Origin of the sequence: Flavobacterium sp. (genome assembly GCF_036741995.1) — a bacterium.
Classification (GTDB): domain Bacteria; phylum Bacteroidota; class Bacteroidia; order Flavobacteriales; family Flavobacteriaceae; genus Flavobacterium.
In genome coordinates this window covers 68,789-87,621 of the sequence record NZ_DAINRG010000005.1, presented here as the reverse complement: position 1 = coordinate 87,621, position 18,833 = coordinate 68,789, and the positions used below count along the sequence as shown (strand labels likewise).

Below are 18,833 nucleotides of genomic sequence, written 5' to 3'. Positions count from 1 at the left end.
TCAGCACTAATGGTTATTGGACCATCATGCCATTTAGAGTTCAAGTCAGTTACAGTAACCGGATTGGTTACCGTTCCGTCAGCATTGTAATCGGCTTTGTAAATGTCTAAATACGGTTCGTCTGTCCAACCATAGGTTTTACGGGCACCATTTCTGGCACTGGCAAAATACACGGTATTATCATAAAGAACAGCTGCAAAATCAGATTTGTCACTGCTTATGTCCGATGGATTAACATTGAACAATTTGGTTTTATCCAATAATTTTGGAACGTAATTAGGATTTTCTCTGAAAGCTTTGGCACGGGTATCCGATGGAGCGGCATTGGCAAATTTTTGCATTTGCTTGTTGGCTTCTTCATATTTCCCGTTAGCTTTCAACATTTGTGCATAACGATAGTATGTTTCGGCATCTTGCGTCATTTCGGTAGCTTTAGCATACCATTTTACTGCTTCTGCTGAATTAAACACGTTATAATAACTGTCAGCTAATTGCTTGTAGACATAATCGGTGGCTTTACCGTCTTCCACAAGCTTTAAGTAAGCTTTTGCAGCATCAACATATTCAAATCGGCTGAATAATTTATCGGCTGCTTTAGTGTCTTTGTTTTGCGCCGACATAGTAAAACTTAGGGCTACAAAACTTAATGCTATATATAGATTTTTCATTTTTAGGATGCTTTATAGGTTAGAAATATCTTGGTGAACGTGATACTTTTTTCGGGAAATTCAAATCAAATAACAACATTACCTCGTGTGAAGCCGGTGTTACTGCTTTTAGATCTGAAATAACGTGATCGTAGGCATATCCTATTCTTAAGCTTGGTGTAATGGCAAAATTAACCATCGCTCCAAAAGAGTCTTCTAATCTATAGGTAGCTCCCAATTCTAACTTATCAAAAAACATAAAGTTAGCAGAAGCATCAAAAGAAGTCGGCGCATTCAATGATGATTTAACCATAACAGATGGTTTGAATTTCAAATTTGGATTGATATCAAACACATAACCTCCTGTTAGGAAATAGTGCAACACTTCCGTTCCGTATTGTCTACCATCAAAATCCAAATATTTTGATTTTAACATGTTAGGCACAGAAAAGGCAACATAATATTTTTGAGTATAATAGAACACCCCAGAACCAACATTCAAAAATGTTTTATTCGGATTTGGCCCCCAAGACTCCGGATCTGGTAATGTTGGCGTAATCGCGTTAAAATCGACTTTGTGCATAGTAAGTCCTGCCTTTAAACCGAAAGCCAATCTGTGCTCTCCCCCTAAATTTAGGGTATACGAGAAGTCACCATAAAAATTATTTTCTTCCACAGGACCAATCTTATCTGAAATTACGGAAAGCCCTAATCCAACATTCTTACCCACAGGACTGTGTATAAAGAAAGTTCCCGTAGTCGGAGCATCTTCAATTTCGACCCATTGTTTTCTGTAAAGCAACCCTCCGGATATACTTTCTTTGGAACCAGCATAGGCTGGATTCATCACACTCATATTATACATATACTGTGTGTAATGTGGATCTTGCTGTGCTTGTACCTCTGTGAAGGCTGATAAAGCTAATATTGCAATGAAATATAGTTTCTTCATTTTGTTTTGTTTTATTTTTAATGCAAATTATTTAGTTTATTGTGCTCTATTGATGTATATCCATCCTGTTTTGGTTTCTCCGTTATCGCGTTCAATAACATAATAATACGTTCCATCCGGAAGTTCATCGCCATTATCTGATTTCCCTTTCCATTCGTTTGTATAATCTCTTTTGCTATACACTTTCATTCCGAATCGGTTAAATATAGATAATTTTTTAACATTAAACCCACTCAAATCAAAGGAATCATTAAGGCCATCATTATTAGCCGAAATACCTTTTTGAATTACGCAAGCAATGCTATCAACATTAAAATCTTTTGAATCAGAACATCCATTAGCCGTTACAGTTACCGTGTACGTTTCTGGATTAGTAACCACAACACTTTGTGCATTCCCTGCAGAGAGACCTGTACTATCCTCCCAAGAATAGGTGGCAGTTAACGGATCAAAGGAAGCATTCAATGGAGAAGCGGTAAGTACAAAATTCACTCCCTGACACTCTCCGTTTACAGCAATAGCTATTGGATTTAATACTGTAATAGTTAAACTAGCAGTACTGGCACATTGCCCTGCAGTTGGTGTAAAGGTATAAGTCGTAGTAGCTGTATTATCCAAAGCCGGCGACCAAGTTCCTGTGTAATTATTTGAAGATGTCGTAGGTAAAGCACTCAACACATCTCCATAACAGACAGGAGCCACAGCCGTAAAGAGTGGTAATATTGGTTGTATAACCGTTACGGTCAAAGTACCGGTATCTGCACATTGGCCATTAGTTGGAGTGAAAGTGTAGGTTCCGGATTGTGTATTATTTATAGTCGATGGACTCCAAGTACCGGTATACCCTTCCAATGATGCTGTCGGGAATGCAACAGCATCACCTTTACAAATAGATATTGGAGTAAAAGTGGCGGTTATTTTTGGATTAACCGTTATCGTCAATGTAGCTGTTGTAGCACATTGCCCCACAGTTGGAGTAAAGGTATAAGTCGTAGTGGCTGTATTGTTCAAAGCCGGTGACCAAGTTCCTAAGTAACCATTAGACGATGTTGTAGGCAAAGCAATCAACGCATCACCATTACAGATAGCAGCTACCGGAGCAAATGCTGGTATGGTTGGCTGTGTAACTGTTACCGTCCAAGTACCTTGAGAAACACATACACCACTTATAGGTGTAGGTGTAAAAGTATAGGTAGCCGTTTGTGTATTATCTAAAGTGGATGGACTCCAAGTACCTGCATATCCTTCTATTGATGTTGCCGGGAACGAAACCGCATCTCCGCTACAAATAGCTGTTGGATTAAATGTAGAGGCAATTTGATCAGCAATACTCAATGTTGTAGATGTTGGAGCAGAATAACATCCGGTAATCAAATCGTGAACTGTTACCGTGTGATTGCCTGGTATTACATTGTTAAATGTAGCACCGGCCTGATACGGATTACTATCTAAAGCATATTCATAATTAGATGTGAAATAATTATAGGTTCCCACATTGGTATAATCCTGAGGGTCAATTGCTGTCCAGTCTGCTACGTTCCAGGTTGTACTAGGATGTGGTGCTGTCACCAATCTTCTATAGGTATAACCCGGTTGGTTTAATGGAGTAAAGGCTACACCATCAGTTCTTCCCCATAAATCGATTACGGTATTGGTACTCGTAGTCAATTTTATACAATCATCCGTGTTTACTCCTCCACAACCGGCAAAGACCTGGTTAGGAACAACACCTCCCTGATTGACAACACTTCCAACAGCCACTACAAAAGTGCTGTTGTTATTTAAAGTTCCGGTTAACACATTATCACAAGAAGCGGTGTTTGAACCATTATTAAATACCCTCAATTTATAACCGTTCAAATTAACCGCAGCACCTGTTCCGTTATAAATTTCAACATATGTTAAGGATCCTACTTCTTCATCGGTCACCTCAGAAATAAATAAGTTTGCTGGTGTACCTCCTCCAACAGCTAATGGAGCCGTAACCTGAATGGTTCCGGTTGGTATAGCACATGATGGTTGGGTTACATTTAATGTTGGAGCAGCGACACTGTTAATGGTAATTGTAAATGATTTCTCATTTGGACAACCATTCGCGCTAACCGCATAAATGTATACCGTTTGACTGGTCGTAATTGGAACTGATATATCCAAAGGTGTTGAACCTGCGCCACCTAATTGGGATTGTGAATAATAATCACCAACTGCCAAAGCTGGTAACGTATAACTGTCACAAGCTACAACCGGAGCCGGTTGAACAATATTAGGTAATGGTAAAATTTCAACAGTGGTCGAAGGATTGGTAGTGGTACAAACACCGTTCCCTGGTAAACCATAAGTCACGGTATAAACTCCCGGAGCACTCAAACTCGGTGTAATAGCACCAGAATTGGCATCTATATAAAGTCCACCATTAGGGCTAACCGAATAAGTTCCTCCCGTTGTTCCTCCTTGTACTACTGGCTGAGCTGCTGTAATGCTTTTGCAATAAGCGGCGGCGCCATAGGCAATGGTTGCGGTTAAAGGAGTTACAATGCTTATATTGTATCCTCTCTCTTTTTGAGCACAACTTGCCGTAGCAGCTACAGTATTTAACACCAAATAATTTCCTGGCAAACTCGCTTGCAAATCAATTTCTCCGGTGGCCGTATTGGCAAATACTAATCCTGGTTGCGATGCTGATGATAAAGAGAAAACACCGGCAACAGAACCGTTATTGATAGTAGGAATAGGATTGGCTGTTCCCGCAGATTTACAATAAGATACTGGATTATAAGTAAAATAGGCATCCGGACAACACTCATAGTATCCAGCACCTGGTGCACTAGAATTCGTTTGAGTCAAACTGATAAACCCTGGATTATTAGAATAATTAGTAATCAAAATTACATAAACCTGACCAGCAAGAGCATTGGCAATGTTTAAAGTCTCTGTTGAGGCTGCCGAGAAACTACAACCCGTTGTTTGAGTTACAGGAACCCCTATGCCCGGTGTCAAAGACGGAGGATTACCAATAGCGGCACAAGCCGATGATTGACTGGTAAATGGTCCCCATGCTGCATAATCCACATCAAGGTTAGGCGCACCTCCTAAGGTAGACGATTGCGTTAATAATAAATTAATTGGCCCAGAAGTGAGTACATTAATTGTATAATAAGTAGGGTTTCGAGGATCTAGTAAACAACCAATAGCTGGCTGACCAATAACACCCTGTATGTTCGGATAACTTAAATTCTGACAAGCTGATTGACCTGACAAACAACTTGACGGTGTAGAAATACACAGATTGAATGTTGATGTTTGAGGAGTACTCTCATTAGAATAAACTCTTATAAAGTAGGTTTGCCCTAAAGTCATCCCGGTTACTACACCACTAACAGCATTCGCAGCACTACAAAAAATTTGGGTTAATGTGCCACAAGCTCCCGAATATACAGCAAAATTCAAATTCGTTGAAGATCCTACTATATTTTGCAAGGAAACAGTCAAATAAGGATTGGATGCCACAAATTGGAACCAAACGTCATCATCGGCAGTTCCTACACAAGGAGCTGACGTTGCTGGTGTAGAAGCTGTAGCTCCTGCTATACTTCCTGCTGTAGTTTGCTGACAAATGGCAGAAGAGTTTACAGGGGCAAAAATAGCTCCAGAACAGTTATCGTTAATAATTAGAGTTGTAAAACTACTTACCGGTGACCATTCACTATGATCTGTTGAAGAACATACCGCTCTAACATAAAAATCATACTTAGTCCCTGGGTTTAATCCGGTAATTAAAGCCGGGTTAGCTGAAACAAGAGTTCCGGTAGCACTTGGCAACGGTTCTGGTGAACCTGCAATCACGTAATACACTTCCCATTGAGTGGCAGGAGTTGGATTTGTATCTGTCCAACCCAATGACGCTGATGTTGAAGTTATATTGGTGGCGGTTAAAGTAGTTGGCGGAAAACAAGTTGGTAAGTTTTCTACAATCACTTTATCAATGTACAATCTCCAGCCATCTAATCCACCGGCTGGTATATGCCAACCTATATTTACTGTACCCGAAATTCCGGCTAAAGAAACTATATTTTCAGCATAGGTGGTATTACTATAGGAAGCCAAAGGAACTAATGTAGTCGTGAAATTAGCAGAACCTGTTCCACTGGTAGACAACATAACTCTGAAATCATTTGGCTCTCCACTAGATTGTACTCTATAACGGTAACGCAATCTTTGATTTCCATTTAGGATTAACTGAGGAGAAATCAACCAATCATTATTAGCACCGGCATTAAAATCAGTGGTAATGGCGGCACATTGATCACCTTCATAAGGATTGGTAGCATAATTCATATTCCATGCATCCGAATCATTATTCAAATCCAAAACTGTCCAACAAGATTCAGTTGGTGAACCCGTGTTAAATCCTTCTTGAAAAGGAATAGTAAATGGATTACATTGTGTTGTAATAGTAATAGGTCCTATCCAAGGGCTATTGTCCGTTGAAGAACATACCGCTCTCACATAAATATCATAACAGGTACTAGGTGTTAATCCTGTTAAGTTAAATGGATTTGAATTCGCAGGGATACCGGCAGTACTGGCTGAAGGTACAGCAGAACCACATGATAATGGTAAAACCTGCCAAGCTGTTTCCGTACCGCCATTAGTCCAGCCTATAGTAGCACTAGTGGCCAAAACATTACTCGAAACAATTGCGGAGGGCTCAGGACAAGTTGGAATATCTTCAATAATAACATTGTCGATATACAATCTCCAACCATCAAGGCCTCCTGCTGGAACATTCCATGCAATATTAACCGGCCCTGTATAACCACTTAAAGAAATAGTCTTTTGGATATAGGTAATATTATTGTAAGATGCTGTAGGAAGAAGTGTGGTGGTAAAATTAGCCGGTGCTGTTCCTGCAGTAGAAAGCATTACTCTAAAATCATTAGGTTCTCCTGCCGATTGTACTCTATAATGGAATTTCAATCGTTGGTTTCCATTTAATATAATCTGTGGAGAAATCAACCAGTCGTTATTAGCACCCGCATTGAAATCGGTGTACATCATAGCACTTTCATCGCCTTCATATGGATTAGTGGCATAGTTCATATCCCATGCATCCGCATCCGCATTAACATTTAAAACGGTCCAACACGATTGTGTTGGTGAAGTACTGTTAAATCCTTCTTGAAAAGGAACAGCAAAAGCGGTACATAATGTATTGAAAAGAAAAGGTCCTGACCAGGCACTGAATGTACCATTGCCGCAATCTGCTCTAACATAATATTGATAAGCAGTATTAGTGGTAAGGCCGGTTACAGGATAATTTGTATTCAAATTGGTTTGAACGCCTGATCCTGAAGGAATTGGCGAACCGGCAGTTTGAACAGCAACTTCCCAGGAAGTAGCGCCACTTGGGTTAGCCCAACTCAAATTAGCTGAATTCTGTAAAACATTGGTCGCGCTTAAAGTCGTTGGTTGCGCACAATTCACAGTCTGAATTACTAAGGTATATCCAACGGTTTGCGGTGCCGCATTCGTAGAGATAACAATGATATATTGATGTCCGGCAATAACCGATAAACTTGGTATAGATCTTACTCCACTACCGGTATTAGCAACTCCGGCAACACATGTAACACCCACATTGCTACAGCCATCATAGACAAAAATACCTGACCAAGTAGCTCCCGGAGTCATAGTAATACCTATTGTTCCGTTTGCCGTTGGTGTATAAGAGTAAAACACATCATTCCCTGTCATGTAATTAGTGGCGGTTCCTGCACAAGCTGCTGGTTGAGCAACATCGGTAGTGTCACCATAATTGGAAGTATTGTCTGTTGTACTATAAGGTAAAGCTCCTATAACTATGGGAGCAGCACAAGTTAAACCGGGTGAGGTTGTTGAAAAAGGGAAAGGCCCAACCCAAATACTGCTGGCCCCTGAACTACACAATGCTCTCACATAATATTTATAAGCAGTTGAAGGTGTCAATGCCGCTCCTGTTGCAGTAGTCGTAGCTGGATAAGGTAATATTCCATTGTAAACTATACCCACTCCTGTTGCCGTTGCTGCTGCTGGTAATACTTCAATTTCCCATGAAGTAGCACCACTTGGATTGGCCCAACTTAAATTGGCCGAAGTTTGTGTTATACCCGTTGCAGTTAACGTTGTTGGGTCTAAACATTGTTGAACAATGTTCACATTATCAATTAACCAACGATCCCCATCTAATGTTGTTGTAGGCTGCGTATAAACTTTCACAAAGGAAACATATACTTGTTGCCCAGCATAAAGTGCTAAATTCACTACTTTTTCTTCATAAACATTATAAGTAGTCGTTAAAGTTACTTCATCCCATTGCTTAACTAAAGTGTAGGCTGCCGGATTGGTTTGTGAAGCAGAAGCTGGCGCCACCTTAATTTGGTAGAGTGTTCCCTGATTACCCGTTGTAAACATACGAGTGTAAAAATGTAATTGTCCATTGGTTGGAATAGTAACCAAAGGTGTAGACAAATAATCTTCTGAAGTATTGTTTTGTCCAATAAATTCCCTGCTTACGGAAGCACAATTACTTCCCTGATAAGCAAGTGTTGAGGCAAAAGCATTAATTCCCCAACGCTGAGCCGTTCCGACACCATTGTCAAAAACAGCCCATTGATTCCCTGTACTCCCAGAACCCAAAGTCCAATTGGTTGAAGGCAGCGCATCTGGTCCTGTTGTTGATTCAAATCCTTCTGTAAACTGCGAATAACCGCTGATAGAGAAAAGGATGAACAACAATAATAATGTAGTTTTTTTCATGAAATGAAAATTTTAGTAGTTTGTTTGTAAATTTTGGATAACGAAGCCCAAATTTAATAAAAATTATCAAAAAACCTGAGATTATATTTTTTTTGGCAAAATAAATGGCGTTATGAGGCAAATTCTTATAGTATTTACATGTTTTTTTAAATTTCAAATCCCTAATTTTGCCAAACAATTTGATCCAAATGCTAGAAAAAGAAGTTATAAATTTTGAAAGAACGGTAATTGTTGGTATAGTTACGCAAAATCAAAACGAAGAAAAACTAAAAGAATACCTCGACGAACTAGAGTTTTTAACTTTCACAGCTGGCGGAGAGGTCATCAAACGCTTTTTCCAAAAATTGGAACGCCCCAATCCTAAAACTTTTTTAGGCACAGGGAAAATGGATGAAATCAATTATTACATCAGAGAAAACAACATTTCCACGGTTATTTTTGATGACGAATTATCGCCTTCACAACAAAAAAACATCTCCAAAATATTAGATTGTAAAGTACTCGACAGAACCAATCTTATCTTAGATATTTTTGCCCAAAGAGCCGAAACATCCTATGCCAGAACACAAGTAGAGTTAGCTCAGTGTCAATATTTATTACCCAGACTTTCCGGAATGTGGACGCACTTAGAACGTCAAAAAGGAGGAATTGGTCTGCGGGGTCCGGGAGAAACAGAAATTGAAACGGACCGAAGAATTGTACGTGATCGAATTGCTTTGTTAAAAGAAAAAATAAAAACGATTGACAAACAAATGTCAGTACAAAGAAGCAATCGCGGAGCTATGGTTCGTGTGGCGCTGGTAGGTTATACCAATGTGGGGAAATCCACATTGATGAATGTCATCAGCAAAAGCGAGGTTTTTGTAGAGAATAAATTATTCGCCACCCTTGACACTACAGTTCGTAAAGTGGTAATTAAAAATTTACCTTTTTTATTATCAGACACGGTTGGCTTTATTCGAAAATTGCCTACACAACTGATCGAATCTTTTAAAAGCACTTTGGATGAAGTTCGCGAAGCTGATTTATTATTGCACGTGGTTGATATTTCACATCCCGATTTTGAAGAACATATTGCATCAGTAAATCAAATTTTACAAGATATCAAAAGCAATGATAAACCAACCATTATGGTATTCAATAAGATTGATGCTTATAAGCATTTAGTCATTGAGGCGGATGATTTAATGACCGAGAAAACCACCAAACACTATACTTTAGAAGAGTGGAAAACGACTTGGATGGGTACTGTCGGAAAAAAGAATGCACTGTTTATTTCAGCAACAAACAAAGAAAACTTTGAAGAATTTAGAGAGAAAGTGTACGAAACTGTAAGAGAGATTCACATCACACGATTCCCTTACAATAAATTTCTTTATCCTGATTATAAAGATGCTGTAGAGGATTAAACTTTCTATTGAAGGTAATAGATATATCCAAAATTCAACCAAACATTCCAGTCGTTGGCTTTGTTTTCTGGATATAATTTAGGATCCGGATTTAAACCATCAACCCAATTCGAAAAGTAATACTGCCATCTCAAATCAATCATCAAATCGGATAATTCCGTTAATTTATAACGACAACCAATACTGGATACGATAGACCAAACGGTTCCCCCTTGATTAGTAGTAGCATTATAATATTTAATAGGGGTTGATATAGGCGAATTTAAGGGACCTAACTCCGAATAAACTTTAGGGTCATAAAAACTAAATTGTCCTCCCAAACTAATAAAAGGTGCCAACGATCCATTAGTAGCGGTAAAATCTCTGATGCTAAACGGATAAAACTCCAATTGCATTCCAATATTAGTAACGGCCGTACTTCCTTTCATTGCTCTTAATTGCTGAGCAAATAAACCGGTTCTACTTGGTTCAACCCATTTCCCAAAATGCTGTAAATTGGTTTTATTATAAGACAATTCACTTCTCAATTTGAAATGGTCATTAAAATAAGTCTGAGGGGTATAACAGTTACACTCCGCTCTATAGGAGAAATTTAAGTAATGAATGATTCCAATACCATATCCTGTATTCCCTGCATTGGTAGCAAAGTCATGACGCTCTCCATAGTCTGACTGAAAAGCAACGGGACCGGCAATAACTCCAATTTCATGAGAAAAGCCAAATTGGGCACTAATGTTACTTGAAAACACAAATAACAGCAGTGAGGTTATGATAAATTTTTTGGGCATTTGCATACTAATAAGTTCAATTCTCGACAAATATATAAAAACATCAATCAGTTATAAAATAAAATAAAAATTTGTTAGTTTATATACGAAAAAAAGCAAAAAAAGATTTAAATGTCCGCATTTAGTGTAGTCTTCTTTAAAATTTCCTACTATAACGATAAAAATGCTGAGAATTTAAAAAAAAATATACCCATATTTTTAATAAAATGTATATTTGTCCGATTTTACGAAAACGATTTCTTAAAAATATTAATAGTATCATTTTATGTCACAAAGTATCAACTCATTTATGGAATTGGTTGCAAAAAGAAATGGTCATGAACCAGAATTTATGCAAGCAGTTATGGAAGTTGCTGAAACAGTAATTCCGTTTATCGAACAAAATAAAAAATACCAAAACAAAATGCTTTTGGAAAGAATGGTAGAACCGGAAAGAGTAATCATGTTCCGCGTTACCTGGATTGACGATGCCGGCAATACGCAAGTAAACCGCGGGTACAGAATCCAAATGAACTCAGCTATCGGACCATACAAAGGAGGAATTCGTTTCCACCCTTCCGTAAACTTAAGCATCTTGAAATTCTTAGCTTTCGAACAAACGTTCAAAAACAGCTTAACTACATTGCCAATGGGCGGTGGAAAAGGTGGTTCTGACTTTGATCCAAAAGGAAAATCAGATATCGAAATCATGAAATTCTGCCAAGCCTTTATGACGGAATTGTCGAAACACATTGGTGCTGATACTGACGTTCCTGCCGGAGATATCGGTGTGGGCGGAAGAGAAGTAGGCTACATGTTCGGTCAATACAAAAGATTAAGAAACGAATTTACCGGAGTATTAACCGGAAAAGGAATCACTTTCGGTGGCTCTTTAATCCGTCCGGAAGCTACCGGTTATGGCGATGTTTACTTTGCTCAAAACATGTTAGCGACTAAAGGCGAAAGCTTCTCAGGAAAAACAGTAGTAGTGTCAGGTTCTGGAAACGTAGCGCAATACGCTATTGAAAAAGCAACAGAATTAGGCGGAAAAGTAGTTACTGCTTCTGACTCTTCTGGATATATCTATGATGCTGACGGAATCAATGCCGAGAAATTGGCTTACATCATGGAAATCAAAAATGTAAACTACGGAAGAATTTCAGATTACGTAGCTAAATATCCAAACGCAAAATTCGTAGCTGGAAAACGTCCTTGGGAAGTGAAATGTGATATCGCTTTACCATGTGCTACTCAAAACGAATTAAACGGTGACGAAGCTAAAATGCTTATCGCAAACGGATGTACTTGTGTAGCGGAAGGTGCTAACATGCCATCTACTCCGGAAGCAGTTACTGAATTTTTAAACGCTAAAATTCTTTTCGCTCCAGGAAAAGCTTCAAATGCCGGTGGTGTAGCTACTTCAGGTCTTGAAATGTCGCAAAACTCTTTGCGTTTAAGCTGGACTTCAGAAGAAGTTGATCAACGATTAAAAGACATCATGGCCAACATCCACGCTGCGTGTGTGAAATATGGTACAGATGCTAACGGTTATACCGATTACGTGAAAGGCGCTAATATTGCCGGTTTCGTAAAAGTAGCTGATGCTATGCTAGCTCAAGGTATCGTATAATAAAAAATAAACCAACCAAAACCTGAAAAATGTCCTCAGCAATGAGGGCATTTTTTTATGTCTGAACAACAAAAGGATAATTTTTACGTTTATACTATATTTGTATGCCTAATTGCTGTGAAATGAAAAAGTTGTTTTTATGGTTTTTATTCCTGTTTTTTCAAATTGGTTTTGCCCAAAATCAAAATTGGAAAGGCTATTTTTCGTATAACCAAATCAAAGACGTTTCGGAATCAACCAGTAAAATTTATGCCGCTGCCGAAAATGCCCTATTTACCAAAAACTTAGTATCAGGCGATATCAAAACCATCAACAGTATCGACGGCCTTTCCGGCCAAACCATTTCGGCCATTTACCACAGCGACACTTTCAACAAAACCATAGTAGGCTATGAAAACGGATTGATGATTGTCATCAATGATGCCGATGGAAGCATGTTAAACGTAGTCGATATCATCAACAAAAACATCCCTTCCAACATCAAGAAAATTAATCATTTCATGGAATATAACGGCATCGTCTATGTTTCCTGCGATTTTGGAATTGTGCAATACAAATTGGCTACCTTAGAATTTGGCGACACTTATTTTATTGGCCCCAACGGACAAGAAATAAAAGTCTATCAAACCACAATATTCAATGGCGATATTTATGCGGTAACACAATTTGACGGCATCAGAAAAGCCTCCATCACCAATGCCAATCTGAATGATTTTGCCCAATGGCAGGTTTTTGATAGCGGCAGCTGGAACGGAATCGTAACGTTCAACAATCAGCTTGTTGGTATGAATGCCAATAACACTATCTACAAATACAACGGAACGGGCTTTGTTGCTATTGGCAACATTGGTCAGACCGGTTTAGACATCAGAGCTACCGCCAATTATTTAGTGGTTACCGCTTTAAACAATGTGTACGTTTTCAATCAAACGCTAAGCCAAATGGTTCACATTCAAAATTCTCAGGTAACTGCTATTCCGGTAACCTTTAGCTGTGCAACCGTTATTAATGATACTATATATATAGGAACGAATGAAAACGGAATAGTATCATCGCCTATAAGCGCTCCTACCAACTTCCAATTCATCATGCCCGACGGGCCGGTAAAAAACAACATCTTCTCGATCAATGCTGTGTCATCCAATTTATGGGCGGTGTATGGTGATTATGATATTTTTTACAATCCATATCCATTAGATCAATATGGCATCAGTAAATACACGACCAGTGGCTGGCTGAATATTCCTTATAGTGAGGTGCTGGACGCCGTGTCATTGACCAAAATAACGGTCAATCCAAATAACGAAAAACAAGTATACATCAGTTCCTTTCACAAAGGATTACTCAAAGTGGAAGACGATATTCCAACAATGCTTTATGACCAAACCAATAGCGGTCTGGAATCTTTAGATTTTGATGGCCCCAATATCAGTGTCCGAATCAACGGAACTGCCTTTGACCGAGCCGGAAATCTTTGGGTGCTCAACAGTAAAGTCAAAAAAGGATTGAAAGTACTCCAAACTAACGGACAATGGCAGTCTTACAATATGGAGAATATTCTAGACAATTATATTCCCAGCAATTTAAACAAAGTGGTTATCGACAATAGCGGTACCAAATGGATAGCCACTTATGTTGACGGTGTAATTGCCTTTAATGAAAATAGCGGTGTTTTCAAAAAAATTACGGAAGGCACAGACACCGGAAATCTTCCTTCAACAGATGTAAGAGCCATAGCGGTTGACAATCGCAATCAGGTTTGGATTGGAACCAACCGTGGCCTGCGGGTACTCTCCAGCACCGGAAGTTACAATAGTACGGACCAAATGAAAGCCAACGCCATCATCATACTGGAAGACGGCTTGGCACAGGAACTTTTATACGAACAATTCATAACGGATATAGCGGTAAACGGCTCCAATCAAAAATGGATAGGAACGGCTGACTCCGGTGTGTTCCTGTTTTCTTCTGATGGACAACAAACAATTTATCATTTCACCAAAGACAATTCGCCCTTGCCGAGTGATGTTATCAATGATATCGATATTAATCCAGTAACCGGAGAAGTGTTTTTTGCTACCGATAAAGGAATGGTTTCTTTTCAGGGCACCTCAACCAAACCAAGTGACAGCTTAGCCGATGTATATGTGTATCCGAATCCGGTTCGCCCAGAATTCGTCGGCACCGTAAAAATTGCCGGATTAATTTCGAAAGCCAATATCAAAATCACCGATATCGAAGGTAATTTGGTGTATGAAACTACTTCCGAAGGCGGAACTATCGAATGGGACACTACTGCTTTTGGAAAATACAAAGTAGCTTCGGGCGTTTACATGATTTTCATCGCCGCCAAGGACGCCTCCGAAACCGCTGTTAAAAAAGTGATGATTATCCGGTAATGTTAGTCAAAACCAAAGCCATCGTCATTTCTTCTTTAAAATATCAGGAAAAAAGCCTGATTGTCAAATGTGTGACACAATCTGATGGGTTAAAAACTTATTTTGTGCCCAATGCTTTTTCGGCTAAAAAATCGAATCAGAAAATTGCCTATTTCCAACCACTATCTATACTTGAAATCGAAGCCAATCACAAAAACAAGGGCACACTCGAGCATTTCAAAGAAATCAAACTGGCCCACGCCTACCAAACCATCAGCAGCGATATTGTCAAAAGCACCATCGTGATGTTTCTGTCCGAAATCATTCACCACAGCATACACGAAGAAGAGAAAAACGAGAACTTATTCTTGTTTCTGGAATCCGCTTTGCTTTGGCTCGATGCGCATGATGATGTGGCCAATTTCCATTTGATTCTATTGCTGGAAATGACTAAATTTCTTGGCTTTTATCCCGACACCACGGAAATGGATTGCCTTTTTTTTGAATTGAAAGAAGGCATCTTCACTCCCATTTTAGGCACCAGTTGTCTCAGCGAACACGAAACCCATATGTTCAAAAGACTTCTGAATTTAAAATTTGACTCCGACCAAAAAACCTTTGCCGGTATCGAGCGTCAAATTTTATTGAAAATCTTACTCACCTACTACACCATCCACCTTGACGGATTCAAAAACCCAAAATCACTCGAGGTTTTAAAGGAAGTTTTTGCTTAAATCACTTTTTAAAAAAAATCCACTTCATTCGATAACACAAAAACTCATCACTCATAACTTATAACTCACAACTATTTATTACTTTCGCAAACTGATTTAAGAAAACGACAAAAATGAGTACTAAGTTTACTGAATACAAAGGACTTGACTTGCCCACTGTGGCTTCGGAAGTTCTTGATTTTTGGAAAAAAAATAACGTCTTTGAGCAAAGTGTAACTTCCCGCGAAGGTGCCACGCCGTATGTGTTTTTTGAAGGCCCACCCTCCGCAAATGGTTTACCGGGAATTCACCACGTAATGGCGCGTGCCATTAAAGATATTTTTTGTCGTTATAAAACCCAAAAAGGGTTCCAGGTTAAGCGTAAGGCCGGCTGGGACACTCATGGTTTGCCTGTTGAATTAGGTACCGAAAAAGAATTAGGCATCACCAAAGAAGACATCGGAAAAACCATTTCCATAGAAGAATACAACGAAGCGTGTAAAAGAACAGTTATGCGCTACACCGATGTGTGGAATGACCTGACCGAAAAAATGGGCTATTGGGTCGATATGGAAGACCCGTATGTAACCTACAAATCCAAATACATGGAAAGTGTTTGGTGGTTGTTGAAACAAATCTATGATAAAGGTTTGCTATACAAAGGCTACACTATCCAACCGTATTCGCCAAAAGCCGGAACCGGATTGTCTTCGCACGAAGTAAACCAACCGGGAAGTTACCGCGATGTGACCGATACCACGGTGGTTGCACAATTCAAAACAAAAAATGAAACCTTACCCAATTTCCTTCAGGGATTTGGTGACATTCACATACTAGCCTGGACGACCACACCGTGGACGTTACCAAGCAACACCGCTTTGACCGTTGGACCAAAGATTGATTATGTTTTGGTGAAAACGTTTAACCAATACACTTTCGAACCGGTGAATGTAATTTTGGCTAAAAACTTAGTCGGAAAACAATTCGCAGGAAAATTTGTCGTGGCTGAGAGCGATGCCGATTTCACAAACTACAAGGCCGAAGACAAAAAGATTCCTTACCAGGTTTTAACGGAATGCAAAGGATCCGATTTAGTCGGAATCCGTTACGAGCAATTGATGCCACTAACTTTACCATACCAAAATCCTGAAAATGCCTTTAGGGTTATCTCGGGTGACTTTGTTACTACAGAGGACGGAACCGGTATTGTGCATACTGCCCCTACGTTTGGTGCCGATGATGCGAAAGTAGCCAAAGAAGCTACACCGGAAGTTCCACCAATGTTGGTCCTGGACGAAATCGGAAATGCAGTACCATTGGTAGATTTACAAGGTAGATTTATCCAAGGCTTGGGCGAATACTCCGGGAAATATGTAAAGAATGAGTATTACGAAGCGAATGAAGCTCCGGAACGCTCAGTAGATGTGGAAATTGCTATTCAGTTAAAAGAAGAAAACAAAGCCTTCAAAGTAGAAAAATACGTGCACAGTTACCCACACAGTTGGAGAACCGATGAGCCGTTGCTCTACTACCCTCTCGATTCTTGGTTTATCAAAGTAACCGAAATCAAAGACAGAATGTTCGATTTGAACGACACCATCAATTGGAAACCGAAAGCTACCGGCGAAGGCCGTTTCGGGAATTGGCTGAAAAACGCCAACGACTGGAACTTGTCGCGTTCCCGTTATTGGGGAATTCCGTTGCCAATTTGGCGTACCGAAGACAAACAGGAAGAAGTGCATATCGGTTCGGTAGAAGAACTGTATAATGCCATCGAAAAAGCAATCCAAGCCGGAGTAGAAACCGTAAATCCTTTTAAAGGGTTTGAGGTTGGTAATATGAGCGAAGCCAATTATGATTTGGTGGATTTGCACAAAAATGTAGTCGATAGTATCACGTTAGTTTCTCCATCAGGCAAACCGATGAAACGCGAAAGCGATTTGATTGACGTTTGGTTCGATAGTGGCGCAATGCCTTATGCCCAATGGCATTATCCGTTCGAAAACAAAGATAAAATCGACCAGAATAAAGACTTCCCTGCCGATTTCATTGCGGAAGGCGTGGATCAAACCCGTGGCTGGTTCTATACGTTACACGCTATCGGAACGTTGGTTTTTGATAAAATTGCCTATAAAAATGTAGTGTCGAATGGTTTAGTTTTAGACAAAAACGGGCAAAAAATGTCCAAACGTTTAGGCAATGCTGTGGATCCATTCACGACATTAGCAGAATACGGTCCCGATGCCACACGTTGGTATATGATTGCCAATGCGAATCCTTGGGACAACTTAAAATTTGATATTGAAGGCGTAGCAGAAGTACGTCGTAAATTCTTCGGAACATTATACAACACTTATTCGTTCTTTAGTTTGTATGCCAACATTGACGGATTTAAATACGCGGAAGCGGAAATTCCGTTGAACGAAAGACCAGAAATCGATCGTTGGATTTTATCCGAATTGCATACTTTGATTGCCGATGTAGACAGTTATTACGACGATTACGAACCGACCAAAGCAGCTCGGGCTATTTCTGACTTTGTTCAGGAGAATCTGAGCAACTGGTACGTTCGTTTGTGCAGAAGAAGATTCTGGAAAGGCGAATACGGAACCGATAAAATTGCGGCTTACCAAACCTTATATACTTGTTTGTTAACTGTGGCCAAATTATCGGCACCGATTGCTCCTTTCTTTATGGATAAATTATACCGTGACTTGGTGAACGCCACTGGAAGCGAGGATTTTACCAGTGTTCACTTGGCTAAATTCCCAGTTTCGGTTGAAAACTTTGTTGATAAATCGCTCGAGAGCAAAATGATGAAAGCACAAACGGTTTCATCACTGGTTTTATCACTCCGTAAAAAGGAAATGATTAAGGTGCGTCAACCGTTGCAAAAGGTAATGATTCCGATACTTGACGAGAATCAACGTGCTGAAATCGAGGCGGTTTCCGACCTGATAAAAGCCGAAGTAAACGTTAAAGAAATCGAACTTTTGGACGATGCTTCCGGCGTTTTGGTGAAGCAAATCAAGCCAAATTTTAAAGCCTTAGGCCCTCGTTTTGGCAAGGACATGGGATTGATTTCCAAAGAGATACAAAATTTTACCCCTGAACAAATTAACGAATTGGACACCAAAGGGGAGCTAACACTTGTTATTTCGGGAAAAAGTATAATTTTATCCTTAGAAGATGTTGAGATTTCGTCTCAGGATATTCCGGGTTGGCTAGTAGCCAATGCAAATGGCATAACTGTTGCATTGGATATTACACTGACCGAAGAATTGAAAGACGAAGGCATCGCCAGAGAATTGGTTAACCGAATCCAAAATCTTAGAAAAGACAGCGGATTTGAAGTTACCGATAAGATTAAAGTTCATTTACAAAGCATTGCGGCTTTAGAAAAAGCCATCAAAGCCAACGAAAGTTACATCAAATCAGAAACCTTAACAGAAACCTTAGATTTTGTTAGCGAACTGACTACTGGAACCGAAATTGAATTTGACGATATAAAAACAAGAATATTAATTTCTAAATAATTACGA

At 39.4% G+C, this 18,833-nt stretch carries 9 protein-coding genes; 5 read left to right on the top strand and 4 right to left on the bottom strand.

Features of this window, described 5'->3' with window-relative positions; genetic code table 11:
• The 3 genes from V7D82_RS03815 to V7D82_RS03805 form a co-directional block, all read right to left on the bottom strand.
• Positions 1-668: tetratricopeptide repeat protein (locus V7D82_RS03815; protein ID WP_442902376.1), on the bottom strand; the 668-nt coding region annotated here is incomplete at its 3' end.
• Positions 669-687: 19 nt separating this feature from the next.
• Positions 688-1,599 carry a PorP/SprF family type IX secretion system membrane protein gene (locus V7D82_RS03810; RefSeq protein WP_333599646.1) on the bottom strand — a complete coding sequence of 304 codons (912 nt, stop codon included), beginning with the start codon at positions 1,597-1,599 and terminating at the stop codon, positions 688-690.
• Positions 1,600-1,635: 36 nt separating this feature from the next.
• On the bottom strand, positions 1,636-8,394 hold the full coding sequence (locus tag V7D82_RS03805; RefSeq protein ID WP_333599645.1) for a choice-of-anchor J domain-containing protein: 6,759 nt from the start codon (positions 8,392-8,394) through the stop codon (positions 1,636-1,638).
• Between the two features lie 188 nt (positions 8,395-8,582).
• On the opposite strand from V7D82_RS03805, the gene hflX reads away from it, so the two are divergent.
• A complete protein-coding gene (gene hflX / locus V7D82_RS03800; protein WP_333599644.1) occupies positions 8,583-9,803 on the top strand; it encodes a GTPase HflX in 1,221 nt (406 codons plus the stop codon).
• 5 nt (positions 9,804-9,808) lie between these two features.
• Here hflX and V7D82_RS03795 read toward each other — a convergent pair whose 3' ends face one another.
• The gene (locus tag V7D82_RS03795; protein ID WP_333599643.1) at positions 9,809-10,591 is read right to left on the bottom strand and encodes a THC0290_0291 family protein; all 783 of its coding nucleotides are present in this window, start codon (positions 10,589-10,591) and stop codon (positions 9,809-9,811) included.
• Positions 10,592-10,856: 265 nt separating this feature from the next.
• Between V7D82_RS03795 and gdhA the strand changes: the two genes are divergently transcribed.
• The 4 genes from gdhA (at position 10,857) to ileS (ending at position 18,827) form a co-directional block, all read left to right on the top strand.
• Complete coding sequence (gene gdhA / locus V7D82_RS03790; protein ID WP_333599642.1) at positions 10,857-12,200, top strand: NADP-specific glutamate dehydrogenase; 1,344 nt, start codon at positions 10,857-10,859, stop codon at positions 12,198-12,200.
• A 122-nt stretch (positions 12,201-12,322) separates the two neighbouring features.
• Positions 12,323-14,599, top strand: a complete 2,277-nt coding sequence (porZ, locus tag V7D82_RS03785) for a type IX secretion system anionic LPS delivery protein PorZ (protein WP_333599641.1) — start codon at positions 12,323-12,325, stop codon at positions 14,597-14,599.
• Complete coding sequence (recO, locus tag V7D82_RS03780; protein ID WP_333599640.1) at positions 14,599-15,312, top strand: DNA repair protein RecO; 714 nt, start codon at positions 14,599-14,601, stop codon at positions 15,310-15,312. Before porZ ends, recO begins: the two co-directional genes overlap by 1 nt.
• A gap of 113 nt (positions 15,313-15,425) precedes the next feature.
• Positions 15,426-18,827, top strand: a complete 3,402-nt coding sequence (gene ileS, locus V7D82_RS03775) for an isoleucine--tRNA ligase (RefSeq protein ID WP_333599639.1) — start codon at positions 15,426-15,428, stop codon at positions 18,825-18,827.
• Positions 18,828-18,833: the final 6 nt, after the last annotated feature.

What these genes read in the sequence shown, in the direction of transcription:
- V7D82_RS03810 (WP_333599646.1), bottom strand. Translation starts at nt 1,599, where the DNA reads ATGAAGAAACTATATTTCATTGCAATATTAGCTTTATCAGCCTTCACA.
- V7D82_RS03805 (WP_333599645.1), bottom strand. Translation starts at nt 8,394, where the DNA reads ATGAAAAAAACTACATTATTATTGTTGTTCATCCTTTTCTCTATCAGC.
- hflX (WP_333599644.1), top strand. Translation starts at nt 8,583, where the DNA reads ATGCTAGAAAAAGAAGTTATAAATTTTGAAAGAACGGTAATTGTTGGT.
- V7D82_RS03795 (WP_333599643.1), bottom strand. Translation starts at nt 10,591, where the DNA reads ATGCCCAAAAAATTTATCATAACCTCACTGCTGTTATTTGTGTTTTCA.
- gdhA (WP_333599642.1), top strand. Translation starts at nt 10,857, where the DNA reads ATGTCACAAAGTATCAACTCATTTATGGAATTGGTTGCAAAAAGAAAT.
- porZ (WP_333599641.1), top strand. Translation starts at nt 12,323, where the DNA reads ATGAAAAAGTTGTTTTTATGGTTTTTATTCCTGTTTTTTCAAATTGGT.
- recO (WP_333599640.1), top strand. Translation starts at nt 14,599, where the DNA reads ATGTTAGTCAAAACCAAAGCCATCGTCATTTCTTCTTTAAAATATCAG.
- ileS (WP_333599639.1), top strand. Translation starts at nt 15,426, where the DNA reads ATGAGTACTAAGTTTACTGAATACAAAGGACTTGACTTGCCCACTGTG.